The organism is Actinophytocola xinjiangensis (genome assembly GCF_001921215.1).
In the GTDB taxonomy this organism is placed as follows: Bacteria; Actinomycetota; Actinomycetes; order Mycobacteriales; family Pseudonocardiaceae; genus Actinophytocola; species Actinophytocola xinjiangensis.
Map to the genome: position 1 here is coordinate 105,480 of NZ_MSIF01000020.1, position 19,453 is coordinate 124,932.

General features: G+C 73.1%; 19 protein-coding genes. 7 read left to right on the plus strand and 12 right to left on the minus strand.

The window, feature by feature from the left end; all coding sequences use genetic code 11:
- Positions 1 to 49: 49 nt before the first annotated feature.
- Positions 50 to 505, plus strand: coding sequence for an FAS1-like dehydratase domain-containing protein (locus BLA60_RS30900; protein WP_075136553.1), 456 nt, complete (start codon positions 50 to 52; stop codon positions 503 to 505).
- A 10-nt stretch (positions 506 to 515) separates the two neighbouring features.
- Complete coding sequence (locus tag BLA60_RS30905; RefSeq protein ID WP_075136554.1) at positions 516 to 920, plus strand: hotdog family protein; 405 nt, start codon at positions 516 to 518, stop codon at positions 918 to 920.
- 16 nt (positions 921 to 936) lie between these two features.
- Here the strand turns inward: BLA60_RS30905 and BLA60_RS30910 are convergent, their stop codons facing one another.
- Genes BLA60_RS30910 through BLA60_RS30920 form a run of 3 tightly spaced genes read right to left on the minus strand, consistent with a single transcriptional unit; the run spans position 937 to position 4,269 of the window.
- Positions 937 to 2,064, minus strand: a complete 1,128-nt coding sequence (locus BLA60_RS30910; protein ID WP_075136605.1) for a steroid 3-ketoacyl-CoA thiolase — start codon at positions 2,062 to 2,064, stop codon at positions 937 to 939.
- 13 nt (positions 2,065 to 2,077) lie between these two features.
- Positions 2,078 to 3,136 (minus strand): acyl-CoA dehydrogenase family protein, encoded by a 1,059-nt coding sequence (locus BLA60_RS30915; RefSeq protein ID WP_075136555.1) that lies wholly within the window; start codon positions 3,134 to 3,136, stop codon positions 2,078 to 2,080.
- The gene (locus BLA60_RS30920; protein WP_084735448.1) at positions 3,133 to 4,269 is read right to left on the minus strand and encodes an acyl-CoA dehydrogenase family protein; all 1,137 of its coding nucleotides are present in this window, start codon (positions 4,267 to 4,269) and stop codon (positions 3,133 to 3,135) included. The genes BLA60_RS30915 and BLA60_RS30920 overlap by 4 nt, the downstream gene beginning before the upstream one ends.
- Positions 4,270 to 4,287: 18 nt before the next feature.
- On the opposite strand from BLA60_RS30920, the gene BLA60_RS30925 reads away from it, so the two are divergent.
- The gene (locus BLA60_RS30925) at positions 4,288 to 4,986 is read left to right on the plus strand and encodes a TetR/AcrR family transcriptional regulator (RefSeq protein ID WP_281257491.1); all 699 of its coding nucleotides are present in this window, start codon (positions 4,288 to 4,290) and stop codon (positions 4,984 to 4,986) included.
- 2 nt (positions 4,987 to 4,988) lie between these two features.
- On the opposite strand, the gene BLA60_RS30930 is transcribed toward BLA60_RS30925, so the two are convergent.
- Both BLA60_RS30930 and BLA60_RS30935 read right to left on the minus strand, forming a co-directional pair.
- Positions 4,989 to 6,080, minus strand: a complete 1,092-nt coding sequence (locus tag BLA60_RS30930) for an acyl-CoA dehydrogenase family protein (protein WP_075136558.1) — start codon at positions 6,078 to 6,080, stop codon at positions 4,989 to 4,991.
- Positions 6,077 to 7,090 (minus strand): acyl-CoA dehydrogenase family protein, encoded by a 1,014-nt coding sequence (locus tag BLA60_RS30935; protein WP_075136559.1) that lies wholly within the window; start codon positions 7,088 to 7,090, stop codon positions 6,077 to 6,079. Before BLA60_RS30935 ends, BLA60_RS30930 begins: the two co-directional genes overlap by 4 nt.
- 144 nt (positions 7,091 to 7,234) lie before the next feature.
- Between BLA60_RS30935 and BLA60_RS30940 the strand changes: the two genes are divergently transcribed.
- The 4 genes from BLA60_RS30940 to BLA60_RS30955 all read left to right on the plus strand — a co-directional run bounded on the left by BLA60_RS30940 (position 7,235) and on the right by BLA60_RS30955 (position 11,473).
- Entirely contained in the window at positions 7,235 to 8,101 is an 867-nt protein-coding gene (locus BLA60_RS30940; RefSeq protein ID WP_075136560.1) for a branched-chain amino acid ABC transporter permease, read from the plus strand.
- 2 nt (positions 8,102 to 8,103) lie between these two features.
- On the plus strand, positions 8,104 to 9,879 hold the full coding sequence (locus BLA60_RS30945; RefSeq protein WP_075136561.1) for a branched-chain amino acid ABC transporter ATP-binding protein/permease: 1,776 nt from the start codon (positions 8,104 to 8,106) through the stop codon (positions 9,877 to 9,879).
- Positions 9,876 to 10,586, plus strand: coding sequence for an ABC transporter ATP-binding protein (locus BLA60_RS30950; RefSeq protein WP_075136562.1), 711 nt, complete (start codon positions 9,876 to 9,878; stop codon positions 10,584 to 10,586). The genes BLA60_RS30945 and BLA60_RS30950 overlap by 4 nt, the downstream gene beginning before the upstream one ends.
- A 137-nt stretch (positions 10,587 to 10,723) precedes the next feature.
- Positions 10,724 to 11,473 carry a FadR/GntR family transcriptional regulator gene (locus BLA60_RS30955; RefSeq protein ID WP_162293035.1) on the plus strand — a complete coding sequence of 250 codons (750 nt, stop codon included), beginning with the start codon at positions 10,724 to 10,726 and terminating at the stop codon, positions 11,471 to 11,473.
- A gap of 9 nt (positions 11,474 to 11,482) precedes the next feature.
- Here the strand turns inward: BLA60_RS30955 and BLA60_RS43790 are convergent, their stop codons facing one another.
- From BLA60_RS43790 to BLA60_RS30985, 7 genes are read right to left on the minus strand one after another with little or no spacing between them, the layout of a single operon-like run.
- The gene (locus BLA60_RS43790) at positions 11,483 to 11,635 is read right to left on the minus strand and encodes a hypothetical protein (RefSeq protein ID WP_154814743.1); all 153 of its coding nucleotides are present in this window, start codon (positions 11,633 to 11,635) and stop codon (positions 11,483 to 11,485) included.
- A 43-nt stretch (positions 11,636 to 11,678) separates the two neighbouring features.
- Positions 11,679 to 12,641 carry an acyl-CoA dehydrogenase family protein gene (locus BLA60_RS30960; protein WP_075136564.1) on the minus strand — a complete coding sequence of 321 codons (963 nt, stop codon included), beginning with the start codon at positions 12,639 to 12,641 and terminating at the stop codon, positions 11,679 to 11,681.
- Positions 12,638 to 13,783 (minus strand): acyl-CoA dehydrogenase family protein, encoded by a 1,146-nt coding sequence (locus tag BLA60_RS30965; protein ID WP_075136565.1) that lies wholly within the window; start codon positions 13,781 to 13,783, stop codon positions 12,638 to 12,640. Before BLA60_RS30965 ends, BLA60_RS30960 begins: the two co-directional genes overlap by 4 nt.
- A 5-nt stretch (positions 13,784 to 13,788) precedes the next feature.
- Positions 13,789 to 14,319 carry a gamma carbonic anhydrase family protein gene (locus BLA60_RS30970; protein ID WP_075136566.1) on the minus strand — a complete coding sequence of 177 codons (531 nt, stop codon included), beginning with the start codon at positions 14,317 to 14,319 and terminating at the stop codon, positions 13,789 to 13,791.
- Between the two features lie 26 nt (positions 14,320 to 14,345).
- The gene (locus tag BLA60_RS44345) at positions 14,346 to 15,038 is read right to left on the minus strand and encodes an SDR family oxidoreductase (protein WP_162293036.1); all 693 of its coding nucleotides are present in this window, start codon (positions 15,036 to 15,038) and stop codon (positions 14,346 to 14,348) included.
- The gene (locus BLA60_RS30980; protein WP_075136567.1) at positions 15,038 to 16,009 is read right to left on the minus strand and encodes a Rieske 2Fe-2S domain-containing protein; all 972 of its coding nucleotides are present in this window, start codon (positions 16,007 to 16,009) and stop codon (positions 15,038 to 15,040) included. Before BLA60_RS30980 ends, BLA60_RS44345 begins: the two co-directional genes overlap by 1 nt.
- 11 nt (positions 16,010 to 16,020) lie before the next feature.
- Complete coding sequence (locus BLA60_RS30985; protein ID WP_075136568.1) at positions 16,021 to 19,425, minus strand: indolepyruvate ferredoxin oxidoreductase family protein; 3,405 nt, start codon at positions 19,423 to 19,425, stop codon at positions 16,021 to 16,023.
- Positions 19,426 to 19,453: the final 28 nt, after the last annotated feature.

The following is a 19,453-nucleotide window of genomic DNA, read 5'->3' on the forward strand; positions in this document are numbered from 1 at the left end:
AAATCTACGGTTGTTCTCAACCGAACGGTCGGTTACGTGAGGAGTTCCCTTGATCGGCACCGTCCTGAACCGAACCCGAGGCACCGTGACCGCCCGCGACTTCCAGCGCTGGGCGGCCGCCGTGAACGACCTCAACCCGCTCTACTTCGACCCCGACCACGCGCGGGCCAACGGCCACCCCGACGTTCTCGCCCCGCCCCTGTACGTCCAGTACGCGCCCCTGGGCGTGCCGACCCTGGACCAACTGCGCCCCGACGGCACCCCCGACCGGCCCGCCCTGCCCCTCGACGGCTACCCGCGCCGGATGGCCGGCGGCCAGGACGCCGTCTTCCACCACCCCGTCCACGACGGCACGGCCATCACCGCCACCACGACCCTCACCGCGATCACCCCCAAGACCGGCCGCTCCGGCCCGTTCCTGCTGGTGACCACCCACACCACCTACACCACCGACGACGACACCCTGGTCGCCGAGATCACCGACACCCTCATCGCCCTCCCCTGAAGGACCGCCGATGCGCCCCCCCCCCCCCCCCGGTGACCCGATCCCGGCCCTGACCGTCACCCCCACCCCCACACAGCTGTTCGCCTTCAGCGCCGCCACCCACAACGCCCACCGCATCCACTACGACCGGCCGTGGGCGGTGGACGTCGAGGGCCATCCCGACCTGGTGATCCACGGCCCGCTCCAGGCCGCGATCCTGACCAGGGCCGTGCTCGACTGGGCCGGACCCACCGGCCGGCTGCACCGCCTCACCTTCCAGCACCGGGGGTCCGCCTACGCCGGCGACACCCTGCACTGCACCGGCACGGTCACCGCGGCCCGACCCACGGCCGTCGACCTCGCCCTGGCGATCACCAACTCCCGCGACGAGGTCCTCCTGCCCGCCACCGCGACGGTGGTCTTCCCGACCTGGTGACCCCGGGAGCACCGGGTCAGAGCCGTTCCAGGATGGTCCCGGTCGCCAGCGCGCCGCCGGCGCACATGGTGATCAGCGCGAACTGGGCGTCCCGGCGTTCCAGTTCGTGCAGGGCGGTGGTCAGCAGCCGGCTGCCGCTGCACCCGACGGGGTGGCCCAGCGCGATCGCGCCGCCGTTGACGTTGACGGTGTCCGGGTCGGGTTCGTGGACCCGCGCCCAGGACAGCGCCACGGCGGCGAACGCCTCGTTGACCTCGAACAGGTCGATGTCGGACAGGCTCATCCCGGCCTTGCGCAGCACCGCGTCGGTCGCGTTCACCGGCCCGTCGAGGTGGTAGTACGGCTCGGCGCCCACCAGGGCCATCGCCCTGATCCGGGCGCGGGGCCGCAGTCCGTCGGCCTCGGCGTGCGAGCGGGACATCCAGAGCAGCGCCGCGGCGCCGTCGGAGATCTGGGAGGAGGTGCCGGCGGTGTGCACGCCGCCGGGGACGACCGGGGACAGGGCCGCGAGCCCGTCCAGCGTGGTGGGCCGCAGTCCCTGGTCCCTGGTCACGACCGACCCCCCGACCTCGACCGGAACCGTCTCGCGGTCGTAACGCCCCTCGTCCCAGGCCCGCCGCGCGTTGTGCTGCGAACGCACCCCGAACGCGTCCACGTCCGCCCGCCCGAGCCCCCGCCGGGCCGCGATCCGTTCCGCGGCGACGAACTGGTCGGGCAGGTCGATCGTCCAGTCCTCGTCGCGGGGCGTGCCGGCCCCCGCCAGGTTCGCCCCGAGCGGTACCCGCGACATCGCCTCGACACCACAGGCGATCCCGACGTCGATGGCGCCGCCGGCGATGAGCCCGGCGATCAGGTGGTTGGCCTGCTGGCCGGAGCCGCACTGGCAGTCGACGGTCGTCGCCCCCGTGGTGTGCGGCAGGCCGGCGGCCAGCCACGCGGTGCGGGTGATGTTCGAGCTCTGCTCCCCCGCCTGGGTCACACAGCCCCCGATGACCTGCTCGACCCGGTCGGCCGCGACCCCCGCGCGGTCGACGACCGCCCGCTGGGCCGCCCCGAGCAGCTTCGAGGCGTGCAACCCGGCGAGCACGCCGCCGCGCCGCCCGATCGGCGTCCGCGCGGCCGCCACGATCACTGGTTCCGTCATGATCACCGTTTCCTCACCACTGACTGGCTTCGCCGTGAACGACCAGGGCATCGTGCAGTTCACGCAGGCGCAGCGCCCGCGTCCCGGTCCGCGACCGCATGGCCTTGGCCCGGCGGAAATGGTGGTGCAACACGTGTTCGGTCGTGGTGCCGACGGCGCCGTGCACCTGGGCCGAGGTGAGCACCAGCTCCACATAGGACCGGGCGGCGGTGAACGACGCGACCTCCGCGACCGCCGGCTCGGCCAGCCGCTCCAGCGCGTCGTCGACCATCAACCGCGCCGCGTCGGTCGCGATCACCATCCGGGCCAGGTGGTGGCGGACCGCCTGGAAACCCCCGATGGGCCGGCCGAACTGGACGCGTTCGGTGGCGTAGCGGGCGGTCCGCTCCAGCACGTCGGCGCACCCGCCCACCATCAGGCTGGCCCGCAACAGGTTCGCCCCGGCCAAGGCCAGTCGCGCCGCGCTCGCGGGGACGGTCACCGCCTCCCGGACGACCGCCCCGTGAAGCGCCACCCGGGCGATCCGCTCGTTGTCCACGCTGGGCACGGCGCTCACCCGACCGTCCAGCGCGTCCCGTCCCAGCACCCCGACGACCCAGTCCCCACCGGCGGGAACAAGCAGGACGACCTCGGTCGCCACCTCCGCCCATTCCACGACGACCGGCTCCCCGGCCAACCGGAACCCACCGGCGACCGGCGTCGCGGTCACGGTGCGGTCCGGCGGAGCGACCAGCGTGGCCGGCGCCCCGGCGGCGATCCGCGCCACCAGGGCATCGAAGTACCCGGCACCACCGGAAGCCACGACGGTGGCGCGCATCGTCGCCAGCAGCGGCGAGGCGTAGGCCGCTCGACCGATCTCCCGCGCCACGACGCACGCCTCGGCGAGGGTGGCGTCGCCGCCGCCGAGGTGGTCGGGGATGGTGACGGCGTGCCAGCCGAGATCGCGCAGCTGGTCCCAGCGCGTGCTCTCGTACCCGTCCGCCGAGGCCTCCTGGGCGTTGAGGTAGGTGTTGTCGACGAAGTCGGCCAGCCAGCCGCGCACCGCCTGCGCCAGCAGCGCGTCGGCGGTCATCGGGGCATTCCCAGGCCGCGTTGGGCGATGATGTCGAGCTGGATCTCGTTGGTGCCGCCGCCGAAGCGCCACACCGGCGAGGACCGCAGACCGTGTTCGAGGTGTCCGTGGGCTGGCCCGGTCGGGCCGGCGACCGTGCCGGCCTCGCCGATCAGGTCCAGGCCGGTGTCGCAGATCCGTTGCCGCAGCTCGCTCCACCAGACCTTGTTCGCCGACGCCTCGGCGTAGGGGACCTGGCCGTCGGCGAGCATCTGGGCGCCGCGTTGGGCGAACAGCCGGCAGATCTCGACGTCCACCGCCAGCTCGCCCATCGTCTCGGCCACGACGGGATCGTCGAGCAGGCCGGCCGACGCCGCCCAGTCACGGAGTTGGCGCAGCTCCCAGCGGGGCTCGTTGTGGTAGAACATCCGCTCGTAGTTCAGGGCCGTGGTGAGCACCCGCCAGCCCTCGTTCTCGGCGCCGATCCGCGCGCCGGCCGGAACGCGGACGTTGTCGAGGAACACCGTGTTGGTCTGTTCGCCGCCCTGGGTGAGGATCGGGGTGATCTCGATGCCGGGGGCGTCCATCGGGAGGATGAACATGCTGATGCCCCGGTGGCGGTCGGCCTGCTCGCCGGTGCGGGCGGCCAGCCACAGGTGGGTCGCGACGGTCGCGCCGGTGGTCCAGATCTTCTGGCCGTCGATCACGTACGCGTCGCCGTCGGGCCTCGCGCGGGTGCGCAGGGCGGCGAGGTCGCTGCCGGCGTCGGGTTCGCTGTAGCCGATCGCGAACTCCAGCTCGCCGGCGATGATGCGCGGCAGGAACTCGGCCTTCTGCTCGTCGGTGCCCACGGCCATCAGCGTCGGGCCGATCGCGTTGAGGGTGAGCAGGCCGTTGGGCAGGCGGCGGTCGCACAGTTCCTCGGCGAACAGCCACTGCTCGACCGGGCCCCGGCCCTGCCCGCCGTACTCGGCCGGCCAGGACACGCCGAGCCAGCCGTCGGCGCCGAGGCGGGCGAGGAAACGGCGGCCGTTGACGCGCGGCTGCATCGCGTCGGCGATGTGTTCGGCGCGGGTCGCCGCGACCAGATCCGGGTCGAGGGCGTCGAGGTAGGCGCGTAACTCGCCGAGGAATTCGAGGTGTTCGGCTTTCACCAGTCGGTCTCCTCACCGGTGTGTCGCTCCGGTTGGGACGGTAGGCGGGCCGGCGAAGGTAGTCAACCGTCCGGTTGGTCACGGTGTGCCCTATCATCTTCGCGTCACCAAACGGAAGGACACCAGTTGCCCCGGCCATCCAAGCGCGCTGAAGTACGCGCCACCGCCGCTCGCCTGATGCGCGAGCACGGGTACGACTCAGCGACCATGGACCGCATCGCCGACGAGGTGGGGCTGAACAAGGGCACGCTGTACCACTACTACCCGTCCAAGAGCACGATCCTCTACGAGCTGCTCTCCGACCAGCTCGACGCGACGCTCGACCTGATCGGCCAGGTCCCGGCCGAGGGCACGGCCACCGACCGGCTGCGGGAGTTCCTGCGCCTGCAGGTCGAACACGTGTCGACCAAGCAGGACGAGCTGGTGGTGTTCTTCCAGGAGATCCCGTGGATCGGCCGGCACCTGCCCGCCGACCAGGTCGCCAGCCTGCGCGAACGCGTCGACCGGTACGAGAAGTTCACCCGCAAGCTCCTCAACAGCGGCATCCGGTCGGGCGAGTTCCGCAAGCTCAACGTGACGATGGCCCTGCACACGACCGTCGGGGTGCTCGCCTACGTCCCCAACTGGTTCCGGGCCACCGACCGCCGCTCCCGCACGGCCCTGGTCGACGAGCTGACCGAGTTCGTGCTGTCCGCGGTGGTGCGCGCTGGCACGTGAGGTCACCGGTCACGGGGCAGGCCAAGGACCTTCTCGCCGATCAGGTCGCGCTGGATCTCCGAGGTGCCGCCGTAGATGGTGGCGCCGAGCGACTCGACGAGGTCGTCGAACAGCGCCGGGCTGGTGAGGCCGTGGACGTCGAGCGCGAGCTGGGCGGCGGCCTGGGCGGCCTCCGAGCCGAGGAGCTTGAGGACGAAGAACTCCGGCACCGGCGCGCCGGCGGTACGGCGCAGGACGGTCCGCAGCCCGGTGAACCGCAGGGCTTCGGCGTCGGCGAGCAGCCGCCCGGCGCGGGCGGCGAGGTCGGGGGCGAGTTCGCCGGCGAGGACCGGGGCGAGTGAGCGTTCCACGTCGACCCAGTTGTTGATCCAGATCATGTCGCGTTCGTGGGCGAGGCTCTCGGTCGCCACCCGCCAGCCCTGACCCTCGGGGCCAAGGAGGTTGGCCGCCGGCACCCGCACGTCGTCGAGAAAGACCTCGCAGAACGCGTCGACCGACTCGGCCGCGCGGCGGATGGGCCGGATGTCCACGCCGGGGGCGTGCAGGTCGAGGATCAGGCAGGAGATGCCGGCGTGGCGCGGGGCGTCGGGGTCGGTGCGGACGTAGAGGGTGCACCAGCGTGACTGGTGGGCCTGGGTCGTCCAGATCTTCTGCCCGCTGACGACGAACACGTCACCGTCGCGGCGGGCGGTGGTCCGCAGGGAGGCGAGGTCGGAGCCCGAGCCGGGTTCGGACATGCCCAGCGCCCACCACTGCTCGCCGCGCAGGACCGGCACGAGCAGGCGTTCCCGCTGCTCGGCGGTGCCGAACCGGCGCAGCGCCGGTGCGACGACACCGACGCCCTGGACGTTGAGCGTGCGCGGGGTCTGCCGGCGGGCGCCCTCGATCCGCACGGCGAGGGCGTCCAGCGGTGACAGGCCGTGGCCGCCGAGTTCGGGTTCCCACTCGGGCACCAGCCACCCGGCCTCGAACGCGGCGACCTGGTAGTCGGCCCGGAGCCGGTCGTCGTGGCGGTAGTGGTCGAGGCGCTCGGCGTGGTCGGCGGGGAGGGTGGCGTCGATGAAGGCGGCGAACTCGCCGACGGCGTCGCTCATGCGCCACCGCCCCGCAGGGCCACGGCGCGGCGGTAGCACTCGTCGGGGGTGCCGAGGTAGGGGGCGGTCTGGCGGGCGCGGCGGAAGTAGAGGTGGGCGTCGGCCTCGAAGGTGACGCCCATGGCCCCGAGTACCTGGACGAAGGCGTCGGTGGCGGCCAGCGCGGCCTCGGCGGCGGCCGCCTTCGCCAGCAACGGCAGGACCACGGCGTCGGCGTCGCGCGCCGGGGCCGCCGGGGCGGCGGACAGCGCGGCGGCGACGGTCAGTGACCTGGCGCGTTCCACGGCCAGGTAGACGTTGGCCAGGCGGTGCTTGACGGCCTGGAAGGCGCCGACGGGTCGGCCGAACTGCTCACGGTCCAGGGCGTGCCGGACGGCCAGGTCCAGCGCGCCGGCCGCCGTCCCGACCAGGTCGGCGGCGACCGCCACCCGTGCGGGGCCGAGCAGCTCCTCCACAGTGGACTCCACGTGGTGGGTCTCGGCGGGGGTCCCGTCGAGGGGGACCAGCGCCAGGGGGCGGGTGGGGTCAACGTGGGTGAGGGACTCGCGGGCCAGGGGAGTCAGCTTCACCAGGGTGGTGCCGCCGTCGGCGGGGACGAGCAGGACCACGACCCTGGCGGCCACGCCGTCCAGGACGGGCAGGTGGCGACCGGCGACGGCGACGGCCAGGGCCGACGGGGAACCGACCGAACGTTCGGTCACGGGCAGGCCGGCGGCCAGTTCCGTCTGGACGGCGGCCGCGGTCGCCAGCAGCGGGACGGGGAGCAGTGCCCGGCCCGCCTCCTCCAGCAACGCCGCGAGGTCGGCGAGCGAACCGGCGCCGACGGGCTCCGGGACACCGACCAGCGGGTAGCCGGCGGCGAGGACCTCCGGCCAGTCCGGCAGGCGGGGCCGGTCGAAAAGGGTGCGGTCGAAGGGGAAGCGGGTGGCGAAGTGCCGCCTCGCGGAGGTGGTCAGTTCGGTCTGCTCGGCGCTGGGCACCAGGCCCTGCCAGCGGGCGGTGTCGTGCATCGCTCACTCCCGTCCCGGTCTCATGGACAACACCGTAGCCGACCAACCAGTCGGGCGGGGCGAATTGTCATATCATTTAGTTGATTTGCCAGATCCCGCTCGGTAGCGTGAGCCACACCCGACGAGCGGGAAGGGGCCATCGAAGTGACGATCGTCTGGTCAGGACTGGCGGTTGGCGCGGTCTACGCCCTGGTCGCCATCGGCTACAACCTGCCCCTCTCCCAGAGCGGGGTCTTCAACTTCGCGCACGGACAGTTCGTCGTGCTCGGGAACTTCCTCGCCTGGTTCGCCATGGTCGAACTCGGCCTGCCCTGGTGGTCGGCCGCCCTCGCCGGCGCCGCGTTCTGCGCGCTGCTCGGATTCGCCGAGGAGGCCGTCGCCATCCGGCCGGTCATCGGCAAGCACGGCGGCCACGGCGCACTGGTCACCACCGTCGGCGCCTCGGTGATCATCCAGGGCGTCCTGCTCGCCACCTGGGCCCAGACCCCCAAGTCCGTGACGTTCTTCGGCGGCGGGGACGCCTTCACCCTCCTCGGCGGCCGGCTCGAACCGGTGGACCTGTGGCTGCTCGGACTCGCCGTGGTCACGGCGTTGTCCCTGCACCTGGTCTCGCGGCGGACCTCGTGGGGAATCGCGGGCCGGGCCGCCAACGACGACCCGGACGCCGCCAAGGCCAAGGGGATCAACGTCACCGCCCTGCGCGCCACCGCCTTCGCCCTGGCCGGCGGGCTCGCCGGCCTGCTCGGGCCGGTCACCGCCGCCAAGATCGGTGTGGACGTCGGCAGCGGCATCACGCTGACCGTCTTCGGGTTCGTCGCGCTCGCGCTGGGCGGGTTCGGCAGCTACACCGGGTGCCTGGTCGGCGGGTTGTTCGTCGGGCTCGTCCAGGCCGTGACCAACCGGTACCTCGGGGTCGAGTTCGCCGCGCTGATCCTGTTCGCCGTGCTGTTGGCGGTGCTCGTGTTCAAACCGACCGGCCTGCTCGGCCGGCGCGCACTCCGGGTGGTCTGATCATGAAATCCCTCGCCCGCACCCCGGCACTGGCCCTCACCGGGTTCGCCGTCGTCGCGCTGCTCCCCCAGTTCGGGCTCGCCGACTACTGGCAGCGGCAGATCATCCTGGTCGCCATCTACACGCTCATCTGCAGCGGCCTGAACCTCAGCTTCGGCTACGCCGGTGAGCTCGCCCTCGGGCAGGTCGCGGTGTTCGCCTCCGGCGCCTACGTCAGCGCGATCCTCTACAACCACGGCCACACCGACATCCTGCTGGCCTTCGGCGCCGCCGTGGCGGTCGCGGCGGTGGCCGGGCTGGTGTCGGGGCTGCCTGGCCTGCGGCTGAGCAAGTGGTCGCTGGCGCTGGTCTCGTTCTTCTTCGTCCTGCTGATCCCGGGCCTGGTCACCATCTTCGAGAGCGAGACCGGCGGCTCGATGGGCCTGTCCGGCATCATGAGCCCCACCCTGTTCGGCCAGGAACTCGACGCCACCGGGCTCTACCTCACCGCGATCGCCGCGACGCTGGTGTGGATGCTGGTCTTCCGCAACCTCATCGTCTCCCGCTTCGGCCGGTTCCTGCGCGTGCTGGCCGCCGGCCCGACGCTGGCCAGGTCGCTGGGCGGATCGGTGTACCAACTGCGCATCCAGGCCTACGTCATCGGCGCGCTGCCCGCCGGGCTCGCCGGCGTGCTCTACACCTACCTCACCGGGTTCGTCAGCCCGGAGGCGTTCACGCTGGAAGTCCTCATCGCCGTGCTCGCCGCGACCGTCGTCGGCGGCGCGAACAGCGTCTGGGGCGCACCGGTCGGCGCGGCGATCCTCGTTCTCGGCCCTCTGCAAGCGCATTCCTTCGAGCTGTACTCGACCGCCATCTACGGCGTGTTCCTGCTCGTGGTCGGCGCGGTGTTCTCCGGCGGCCTGGCCGGCATCGCCCGGCGGGTCACCCGGCGACTGCGGGCCACCGGCCCACCGGCCCCACCGGGAGACCAGCCGGCGCTAACCATCCCCGGCGAACGGCTGGTCGTCTCCGGTGTACGCAAGCGTTTCGCCGGACTGACCGCACTGTCCGGAGTGGACATGACGATCGAGCCGGGTACGGTCACCGCCGTCATCGGACCCAACGGCGCCGGCAAGACCACCCTGCTCAACATCGTCTCCGGGCTGCTGCCCGCCGACGAGGGACACGTGGAACTGGCCGGACGCCCGCTCACCGGCCTGCCCGCACACCAGGTCAGCCGGCTCGGTGTCGGGCGCACCTTCCAGACCCCGATCGTCCCCGACCACATGCCGGTCCTGGAGGTCGTCGAGTGCGGCCGCCTGCGCCACCGTGGAATCGGCTTCCCCCAGGCCGTCCTGCGACTGCCCGGCTTCTACCGGATCCGCCGCGAGGACCGGGCCGCCGCCCTGGCCGCGCTGTCCTTCGCCGGCCTGGAACACCTCGCCAGTGACGACGCCAGCGCGCTGCCGCTGGGAACCCGCCGGCTGCTGGAGGTGGTCCGCTCGGTCGCCGGGCGCCCCAACGTCCTGCTGCTCGACGAACCGGCCGCCGGTCTGGACGACGACGGCCTGCGGGAACTGGGCCAGCTCATCCGGGCCACCCGGGACGCCGGCGGCACGGTCGTGCTGGTCGAGCACAACGTGCCGTTCGTGATGGACGTCGCCGACCACGTGTTCGTGATGGAACTCGGCACGGTCATCGCCGGCGGCCCGCCCGAGGTCGTGCGCACCGACCAGCGTGTCATCGACACCTACCTGGGCCGGCGCGGCCAACACAGCGACGAGGTGAGTCTGCCGTGAGTGAACTCGAGGTCAGTGGTCTGCGCGTGGCCCACGGCGACCTGGTCGCCGTCTGGGACGCGTCCCTCGACCTGCTGCCCGGCCGGATCACCGCGCTGGTCGGGCGCAACGGCGCCGGCAAGACGACCCTGCTGTCCGGGATCTGCGGGCTGCTGCCGGTCACCGCCGGGCAGGTGGTGCTGGCCGGCGAGGACGTCACCGCCCTGCCGCCGTGGCAGCGCGCCCGGCGTGGGCTGGCGATCGTCCAGGAGGGCAAACGCGTGTTCCGCGAACTGACCGTGCGGGAGAATATTCTGCTCGGCCACCGAAGCCGCCGCGGAAAAGGGGAACGCGAGGTGACCGACCTCTACGACCGGTTCCCGATGCTCGCCCAACGCCGCGAGGAACGCGCCGGGGCGCTGTCGGGCGGCCAGCAGCAGATGCTGGCGATCGCCACCGCGCTGGCCGCCGGACCGAGGGTGCTGCTGGTCGACGAGCCGTCCTCCGGACTGGCCCCGGTGGTGGTCGACCAGGTGTTCGACCTGCTCCAGGGCCTGCGCGCGGAAGGACTGGCGATCCTGCTCGTCGAGCAACTCGTCGACGAGGTGCTCAACGGGATCGCCGACGACGTCGTGGTCCTGGACCGGGGAAGGGTCACCGCACGGGACAGTGCAACGAATCTCACCGCCAGCGCGGTGGCGGGGAGCATCTACTCCGTCGATCCGTAGTATCGGTGAAGGGCTAGCATTCACGAGCAAGCCGGACCGCACAGGCAAAATGATTCGAAGGGGCGTTGTGATCCGCCGTGGCTGAGCGAGGGGCAGGGGCCATCCGAAACGGTCCACGACGACTCAACACACCGACAGTGGCCGAGGCGATCGCCTCGGAGCTGCGCGCGAGGATTCTCGACGGAGACCTCACCGACGGTGCCGAACTTCCCACCGAAGCGGTGCTGCTCGAACAATTCCCGGCGAGCCGCCCGAGCCTGCGCGAGGCGTTCCGCATTCTGGAGACCGAGGGCCTGCTCAGCGTGCGGCGCGGCAAGCGCGGCGGCACGGTGATCTCCCACCCGACGGCCGACACCGCCGCCTACCACGTCGGACTGCTGGTCCACTCGCGCGGCACGACGCTCGAAGACCTGGCCACCGCTCGACATCTGCTCGAACCGTTGTGTGCCGAGTTGGCCGCGCGCCGCCGCGACCACGTCTCGGTCGGCCGGGAACTCGGCGCGTTGAGTGCGGCCGAGGCCGAACAACTCGACGACGGTGTCGCATTCACCACGCGGGCCTCGGAGTTCCACGAACGCCTGGTAATGGCCGCGGGAAACGAAACCCTGCAGATCCTCGCCGGGATCCTGGAGAGCATCTGGAACACCCAGGAGCTGAGCTGGGCGCAGTCGGCGGTGGACGAAGGAAAATACCCGGCCGTCAAACTGCGGCGCGACGCGGTGCGGGCCCATCAGCGGATCAGCCAGGCCATCGAGGCCGGCGATCCGGACGAGGCGGTGCGGGTCACCCGCGCCCACCTCAAGGCCACGTCCCGCTACGTCGCCGCGCATGGCGGCCGGGTACGGATCCTGGACGACTACGGCGGCCGGCGCCACCGCACGTCCTGAGCGATCAGGTCACGGCGCCTTTCCCTGGTAGTAGGCGACGGTGACGGCGCTGTCGGCCGGGGCGCTCACCGCCGCGACCACCGCCGCCCCCGCGACCGGCGCGATGGCGAGGGCGAGGACGGCGACGAGGATCCGGCGTTTCACACGGGACATGGTTGGCATGCCGGAACGTTATTGATCTTGGCCGGCCGGTCGTGTAGGGCGATCACCCGACATCGCGGGGCGCCACCGGGAACAACGCGTCGAACCCGTGCCGGTTCACCTCCGCCAGCAGCAGTTCGGTGGTCCGCTGTGCGCCGGCCGGGCGCAGCAGCACCGGCGTGAGGTGCCGGTCGATCACCGCGAGGTCGTGCTCCTCGCACAGCCCGATCGCGCCGAACACCTGGTGCCCGTTGCGCAGCACCACATCCGCCGCGTCCTGGGTCGCCACCCGCAGTGCCAGCGCGTCGGCCGGGGTCGCCCGGCCCCGGCGCGCCAGGTCCCAGGTGTAGGCGGACAGCTCGTCGAGACCGTCGGCGGCCACGGCCATGTCCGCGATACGCCACCGGATCTCGCCGAACGAGGCGATCGGCCGGCCGAACTGGCGGCGGTCGGCGGCGTAACCGGCGGCCAGGCGGGTCACCGACCCCAACGCCCCGGCCGTCCAGAACGCGTCGAGCACCGTGGCGCGGGTGAGTGCCCCGGGCACCGGCGCCGCGACCAGGCTCTCCAGCGCGACGGCCACCCGGAACGGGTCCAGCGGCGCCCGCTTGGGCCCGCCCAGCGCCCGCACGCGGTGCACGCGGTCACCGGCCACCGGCACCGCCACCGCACGGCCGACCAGGTCGGCGTGGTCGAGGTGGGTCGGGGTGCCGTCCACGACGAACACCGCGTCGACCTCCGCGCGGGCCGCCGGGGGGACGGCCAGCACCCGGGTCACCGGCCACGGCGCGACCACCGCGCCGCACGCCCGCACGGCCAGCACGGCCGCGCCGGCCTCGTCACCGTCGGCGCCGAACGCGTCCAGGTCGAGCACGCCGGTCGAGTCCAGCACCGGGGCCAGGCGCGCGGCCCGCACGGCCGGGTCGGCCTCGGCGGCCCGCGCCAGGTCGACCCCGCCGAGCCCGGCCAGCGCGGTCCGCAGCGTCGCCGCCATCTCCTGGGCGGTGGCGGTCCAGGCCCGGTTCACGTGGTCTCCTCGCTGGTGAGCGCGCGTGCGACGAGCATGCGCTGGATCTCGATGGTCCCGGAGGCGATCGTCGCCGACCGGGCGTAGCGGTAGATGTCCTCGGCGTGGCCCAGCAGCTCGCCGCCGCCGCTGGGGGCGATCCCGTTGGGCCCCAACGCGTTGAGCGCCAGCGAGGCCACCTCCTGGTCGAGCTGGATGGCGGCCATCCGCGCGGTGGAGGCCTCCCGGTCGGTCAGCGTGCCGGCCTCCCGGCGGGCCACCGCGCGGTAGCTGAGCAGCCGGGCGAGACGGGCGTGGACCAGCGCGCGGACCAGTTCCAGGCCGAACGCGCCGCCCCCGGCGCCGTCGAGACCGGACAGCTCGGCCAGCAGCCGGTCGTCGCGGGCGTAGCGGGGGATGCCGATGCGCTCGTGGCCGAGGACGAACTTGATGACCTCCCAGCCGTGGTCGACGGTTCCCAGCACGTCCGCGCCGGTCACCCTGGCGCCGTCGAAGTACAGCTCGTTGAGGTGCAGCACGCCGAGCATCGAGTCGATCGGCCGGACGGTGACGCCGGGGCGGTCCATCGGCACCAGGAAGATCGTCACGCCGTGGGTCTTCGCGCCCTCGGCGCGCGCGGTCCGCGCGGCCAGGAAACACCAGTCGGCGATCGGGGCGTAGGAGGTCCAGATCTTCTGGCCGGACAACAGCCAGCCGTCGCCGTCGCGGGTGGCGCCCAACGACAGCGAGCCCAGGTCGCTGCCGGCCTCCGGCTCGCTGAAACCCTGACACCACACCACCCGGCCGCCGGCGATCGGCGGCAGGTGCTCGCGGCGCTGCTCCTCGGTGCCGAACCGCATGATCGTCGGGCCGACCCAGCTCAGGCCCATGTACTGGGCGCCGCGCGGCTCCAGGTGGGCCCACATCTCCTCGCGCAGCACGGTCTGCTCCCACACCGAGGCCCCGGCCCCGCCGTACTCGGCGGGCCAGTCGATGGTCAGCAGCCGCTCGCGCGCCAGTCGCTGGCAGACCCGGTCGGCGACCGCGCGGACCCGCTCGTCGTCGGAGAACGGGCCCGCCCAGTTCTCGGGCAGCATCTCGGCCAGCAGCTCACGCAGCCGCGTGCGCAGGGCCTCGGCCTGTTCGCCCAGTTCGAACTCCACGTGTCCTACCCCTCGACCAGGGCGACGCCCCGCGCGTGCCGCACGGCCAGTTCGCGGTAGGCCACCGGCTGGATCGCCAACATCTGCTCCACGGGCGTGCCGGCGATCTCCCGGCGCACCGTGGCCGGCGAGCCGGCGACCAGCACCCCGTCGGGGATCTCGGTGTTGACCGCGACCATCGAGTGCGCGGCGACCAGCGAGCCGCTGCCGATCCGGGCGCCGTCCATGACGACCGCGCCGTTGCCGATGATCGTGCGTGCGCCGACGACCGCGCCGTGCACGACACAGCCGTGGCCGACGGTGGCGTCCTCGCCCAGGTCGGTCGGCGAGTCGGGCGGGCCGTGCAGCACGGAGTTGTCCTGCACGTTGGCCCCGGCGCGGATGTGGATGGCGCTGTAGTCGGCGCGGAGCACGACGTTGTACCAGACCGAGGCGCCCTCCTCGACGATCACGTTGCCGACGAGCGTGGCGGTCGGCGCGACGAAGGCACCGGGATGGACCGACGGGGCCACCCCGTCCAGTGAGTACAGCGGCACGGTCTCTCCTTGACAGGTAAGGGAATTCAGCTGGTCGGGGCGTCGTGGAAGCGGTTGGCCCGCAGGGTCAGCTCCTCGACGGTCACCGACGGGTCCAACTCGGCGAGGTACCGGGCCGCCTGGGCGACCTGGCGTGGTTCGAGCAACGCGACGCCGGGCGGGCCGGCGTCGAACATGCTGGTGTCGACCGGTCCCGGGGTCAGCACGCTGACGTTGACGCCGTGCGCGCCGACCTCGCCGGCCAGGGAGCCGGCCAGCGCGCGCAGCCCGCCCTTGGACGCCGCGTAGGCACCGAAGCCCGGCAGGCCACGCGCGGCCGCGGTGGACGACACGAAGATCATCCGCCCGCCACGGGTCATCCGCGGCAGCGCGGTCCTGGCCAGCAGGAACACCGAGCGCAGGTTGTCCGACAGGATGGCGTCGAACGTCGCCGGGTCGGTGTCGGACACCGGGGCGCGCGCCGGGTTGACGCCGGCGCCGGCCAGCAGCACGTCGATCCGGCCGGCCGCCTCGGCGATCCGGCGCGCGCCGTCCTCGTCGGCCGAGTCGGCCGCCACCCAGGACCGGGCGCCGACCTCGGCGGCCGCCGCCGCGAGCCGGTCCGGGTCGCGGGCGGCGAGCACGACCTCGAACCCGGCCCCGACGAACGCCAGGGCGCAGGCGCGGCCGACTCCCCCGCTGCCGCCGACCACCAGCGCGGTGCGCACCTCGGTGCCCACTACATCGCCGCCAGGGTCACCGACGGGTAGAACTGCCGCGCCCACCGGCGGAACTCGTGCACCGGGGACTCGTTGGCCGCCAGGCGCGGACGCGGCTGGTAGATCTTGTTGTCCCAGATGAGTTTGTCGTTGCGGAACTCCTCGACCAGCCCCTCGCCGATCCTGGCCACCCACTCCGGGCTCTCGGCGGCCGGGTCGGCGCTGCTGAGGCGGCGCACGGTGACGTGGAAGCGGACGCTGATCCGTTCCTCGTCGATCGGGGTCTGGAGCATCTGGTAGATGATCGACAGGAAGTCCGAGCGCATCCGGGCGATGTCGATGCCCAGCCCCCAGAACTCCGAGGACACGCTGGCGTCGAACGGGCCGCGCTCGCTGCGCAGCTTCTGGTCGGGCATGTCGGCGACGAAGTGCGGGCCGTCGTTGACCAGCACGTTGACCGTCGGCATGCCGTAGGCGCGGTGCACCGAGACGAAGTGCGCGGCGTCCACACCGTTCTCCATCACGTCCTGGAGGGCCACCCTGACCTCGACCGGGTCGCTGCGCCAGGTCGGCGGGTAGTCGGGGGAGTCGAACTCGGGCACCGGCGTGGGCTCCCAGTCGGGTTCGCCGCCGTGCGCGTGGTACCAGACAAACACCTTGCCGTCGACCTCACGGGTCGGCCAGCTCCGCAGGCGCGCGTCGGGATCTTTTGGGGCGTACGGGATGTGGATGTTGGTGCCGTCCGGTCCCCAGCGCCAGCCGTGGAACGGGCAGACGAGGTCCTCGCCGTCGACCCGGCCGCCGACGCCCAGGTGCGCGCCCTGGTGCGGGCAGTACGGCTCGGTCGCGCGGACCGCGCCGCTGGCTCCCCGCACCAGGACGATGTCCTGGCCGAAGTAGTGCACCCGGTGCACGGCCGCCCGCTCGACCTCGTCGGCGAAGGCCACCAGGTACCAGCCGGTCGGGTAGGGCTCGATCTCGTAGGTCTCCACGTCTGGTCCTTTCATCGCGACGACTCGTGGAACGTGGCCAGCAGTGCGGTCCCGCGTGCCCGGGTCTCGGTCAGGGTGGCGTCCTTGATGTCGCCGTAGCCCCGCACGTGCTCGGGCAGGCTGGCCAGTTCGACGGCGATCGCGTAGGTGTCCTGCGTGACCGAGGGCAGGATCTCGGTGATCAGCCGCTCGTACTCCCCGACCAGCGCCCGTTCCCGCCGCCGGTGTGCGGTATGTCCGAACAGGTCCAGTGGTCCGCCGCGCACGACCTTCAACGCGGCCAGCACCCGCAGGGCTGGCAGCGCGAGCCGGCCGGGGATGGCGACCTTGCGCGGCCGGCCGGTGCGCCGGTCACGCGGGAAGAACCGTTGCGGCGCCAGGTTGATCGCGATCCGCCGGTGGCTGGTGAACTCGCCGCGCAGCTGCTCGGCGAACACCCCGTCGGTGTAGAGCCGGGCCACCTCGTACTCGTCCTTGTAGGCCATGACCTTGAAGAAGTAGGTCGCCACGGCCCGCGACAGCGCGCCGTCGCCGGGGTCGGCGGCGACCGTCGCGTCGACCAGCGCGCGGTAGCGCCGGGCGTAGGCGCTGTTCTGGTAGGCGACCAGGCTCGCCGCGCGGTCCTCGGCGATCTCGGCGGCCCCTGGCTGGTCCGGCTCGGCGGGCGGCCCGGTGAGCGCGCCGGGGTCGGTGGCCAGCAGCCGGCCCAGCGCCAGCGCACGCCGGTTGGTGTCCACGGCGACGCCGTTGAGCTCGATCGCCCGGTCCAGGGCGGCGGGGGTGACGCCGAGCAGGCCGCGTTGCAGCGCGTGGCCGAGCATGAGCATCGTGGCCTCGACGTTCGCGCCGAGCGCGGCGCCGGCCAGCGCCTTGAACGGCAGCGCGACGGTGTGCGCCGCGCGGTCCCGGATGGTGGCGACCACCGGCGCGGCGCTCAGGTCGAGGTCGGGGTCGGTGGCCAGGGCGGTGGTCGGCGCGACCGCGAGGTCCACCAGCGCCTGGGTGCGCTCGGCGGAGAGCAACGCGAGGATCGCCGGGTCGGCGGTGGTCAGCGGGTCGGCGGCGACCAGCACGTCGGCCGGGCCGACCTGGCGGGCGTGCGCCGGCAGGTCGGGCCGGATCCGGATGTGGCTGCTCACCGGGCCGTTCTTCTGCGCCAGCCCGGTCTGGTTGAGCACGGTGACCTGCCGGCCGTCGAGGTGGGCGGCCATCCCCAGCACGGCCCCGGCGGTGGACACGCCGGTGCCGCCGATCCCGGTGATCAGCACGTCCGCGCCGCCGGTGGGCTCCGGCGGCGCCGGCAGGGCGGCGATCCGCCGGTCGAGCGCGGCGGTGTCGATCGACGGCGTGTCGGCCGGCGCGGCCACGCTCGGCACACCGCCGGTGACCGTGACGAAGCTGGGGCAGTAGCCCTTCACGCAGGACAGGTCGAGGTTGCACGCCGCCTGGTCCACGCGGCGTTTGCGGCCGTGGGCGGTCTCCACCGGCGCGACGGCGATGCACGACGAGACGTGGTTGCAGTCCCCGCAGCCCTCGCAGACCCGTTCGTTGATCAGCACGCGGCTGGCGGGGGTGGGCAGCCGGTCACGCTTGCGCAGCCGGCGGGCCTCGGCCGCGCAGAACTGGTCGTAGACGACGGCGGTCACGCCGGGGACGGTCCGCAGCCGTTCCTGCACCTCGGCCAGACGGTCGCGGTGCACGACGGCGACCTCGCGGGGCAGCGCGCCGCGCGGGTAGCCGTGGGTGCCGTCGTTGACCACCACCACCTCGCCGACGCCCAGCGCCCGCAGCTGCGCCACGATCCCCGGCACCAGCTCGGCCCCGTCCTGGGACTCGCCCTCGATCGGCTGCCCGCCGGTCATGGCGATGGCGCCGTTGGCGAGGACCTTGTAGGTGATGTTCACCCCGGCGGCGACCGCCGCCCGCACGGCCAGCAGTCCGGAGTGGAAGTACGTGCCGTCGCCGAGGTTCTGGAACACGTGCCGCTCGCCGACGAACGGCGACATGCCGATCCAGGTGGCGCCCTCGCCGCCCATCTGGGTCAGCGTCAGGGTCTCCCGGTCGGGCATGCCCACGGCCATGCCGTGGCAGCCGATGCCGCCGAGCGCGACGCTGCCCTCGGGCACGGTGGTCGACAGGTTGTGCGGGCAGCCGGCGCAGAACCCGGCCTGGCGGGCCGGGGTGAGCAGTCGCAGCGGCGGCGGGACCGCGCGGCTGTGCGGCGGCGTCCAGCCGGGGGCGACGGTGGCGAGCCAGCGGGCGAGCAGCGGGCGGAGGGTGGCGGCGGTCAGCTCGCCGGTGGCCGGGACGAGCGGGCGGCCGTCGGTGTCGAGCTTGCCGGCCAGCCGGGGCCGGTCGGCCTGCCCGTAGAGCTGGCGGGCGAGCTGCTGTTCGATCAGCGGCTGCTTCTCCTCCACGACCAGCACGTCGCGCAGGCCATCGGCGAACTCCCGGGCGCCGGCCGGTTCCAGCGGCCAGCTCAGCGTGATCCGGTACAGGCGCAGGCCGAGGCGTTCGCGGGCGGGTTCGTCGACGCCGAGCCGGTCGAGGGCCTCCCGCAGCTCCAGGTAGGTGCGGCCGGCGGCGGCGATGCCGATCCGGTCGCCGGCCGACGCGCGGTGCACGCGGTCGAGGCCGTTGAGCCGCCAGTACTCGCCGACGCGGGGGAGCCGGCGCTCGACGAGGCTGCGTTCCATCGCCAGCGCCGGCTTCGACCAGGCGACGTGGTCGCCGTCGGGCAGCGGGGTGTCGGGCAGCCGCACGTCCAGGCCGGTGGGCAGCTCGACCGAGGCGAAGCTGTCCATCAGGTTGGTGACGACCTTGAGGCCGACCCAGCAGCCGCTGGCCCGGGACATCGCCCATGCGTGCCGGCCGAGGGTGAGGACGTCGAGCAGGGTCGCCGGATTGACCACCGGGATGCCGGCGGCCATCAGCGTCGGCTCGCTCTGGTGGGCCAGCGACGAGGACTTCGCCGCCGGGTCGTCCCCGGCGACGACCAGCACGCCGCCGTGGCGGGCCACCCCGGCGAGGTTGCCGTGCTTGAGCGCGTCGCCGGAGCGGTCGACGCCGGGGCCCTTGCCGTACCAGAGGGCGAACACACCGTCGCGGCGGCTGCCGGGCAGCAGCGGGGCCTGCTGGGTGCCCAGGACGGCGGTGGCGGCGAGGTCCTCGTTGACCCCGGGTTCGAAGTGGACGTCCTCGGCGCTGAGCTGGGCGCGGGCGCGGCCCAGCTCCAGGTCGAGCCCGCCCAGCGGGGAGCCCCGGTAGCCCGAGACGTAGCCGCTGGTGTCGAGGCCGGCGCGCCGGTCGGCCCGGCGCTGCTCAAGGAGCAGGCGTACCAGTGCCTGGTCTCCGTTGAGCTGCACCCGGCCGGCCGGCCGTTCGTAGCGGTGCTCCAGCCGATAGGCCTCGTCCATACCAACCCCTTGGTCGGGAACGAAGCCA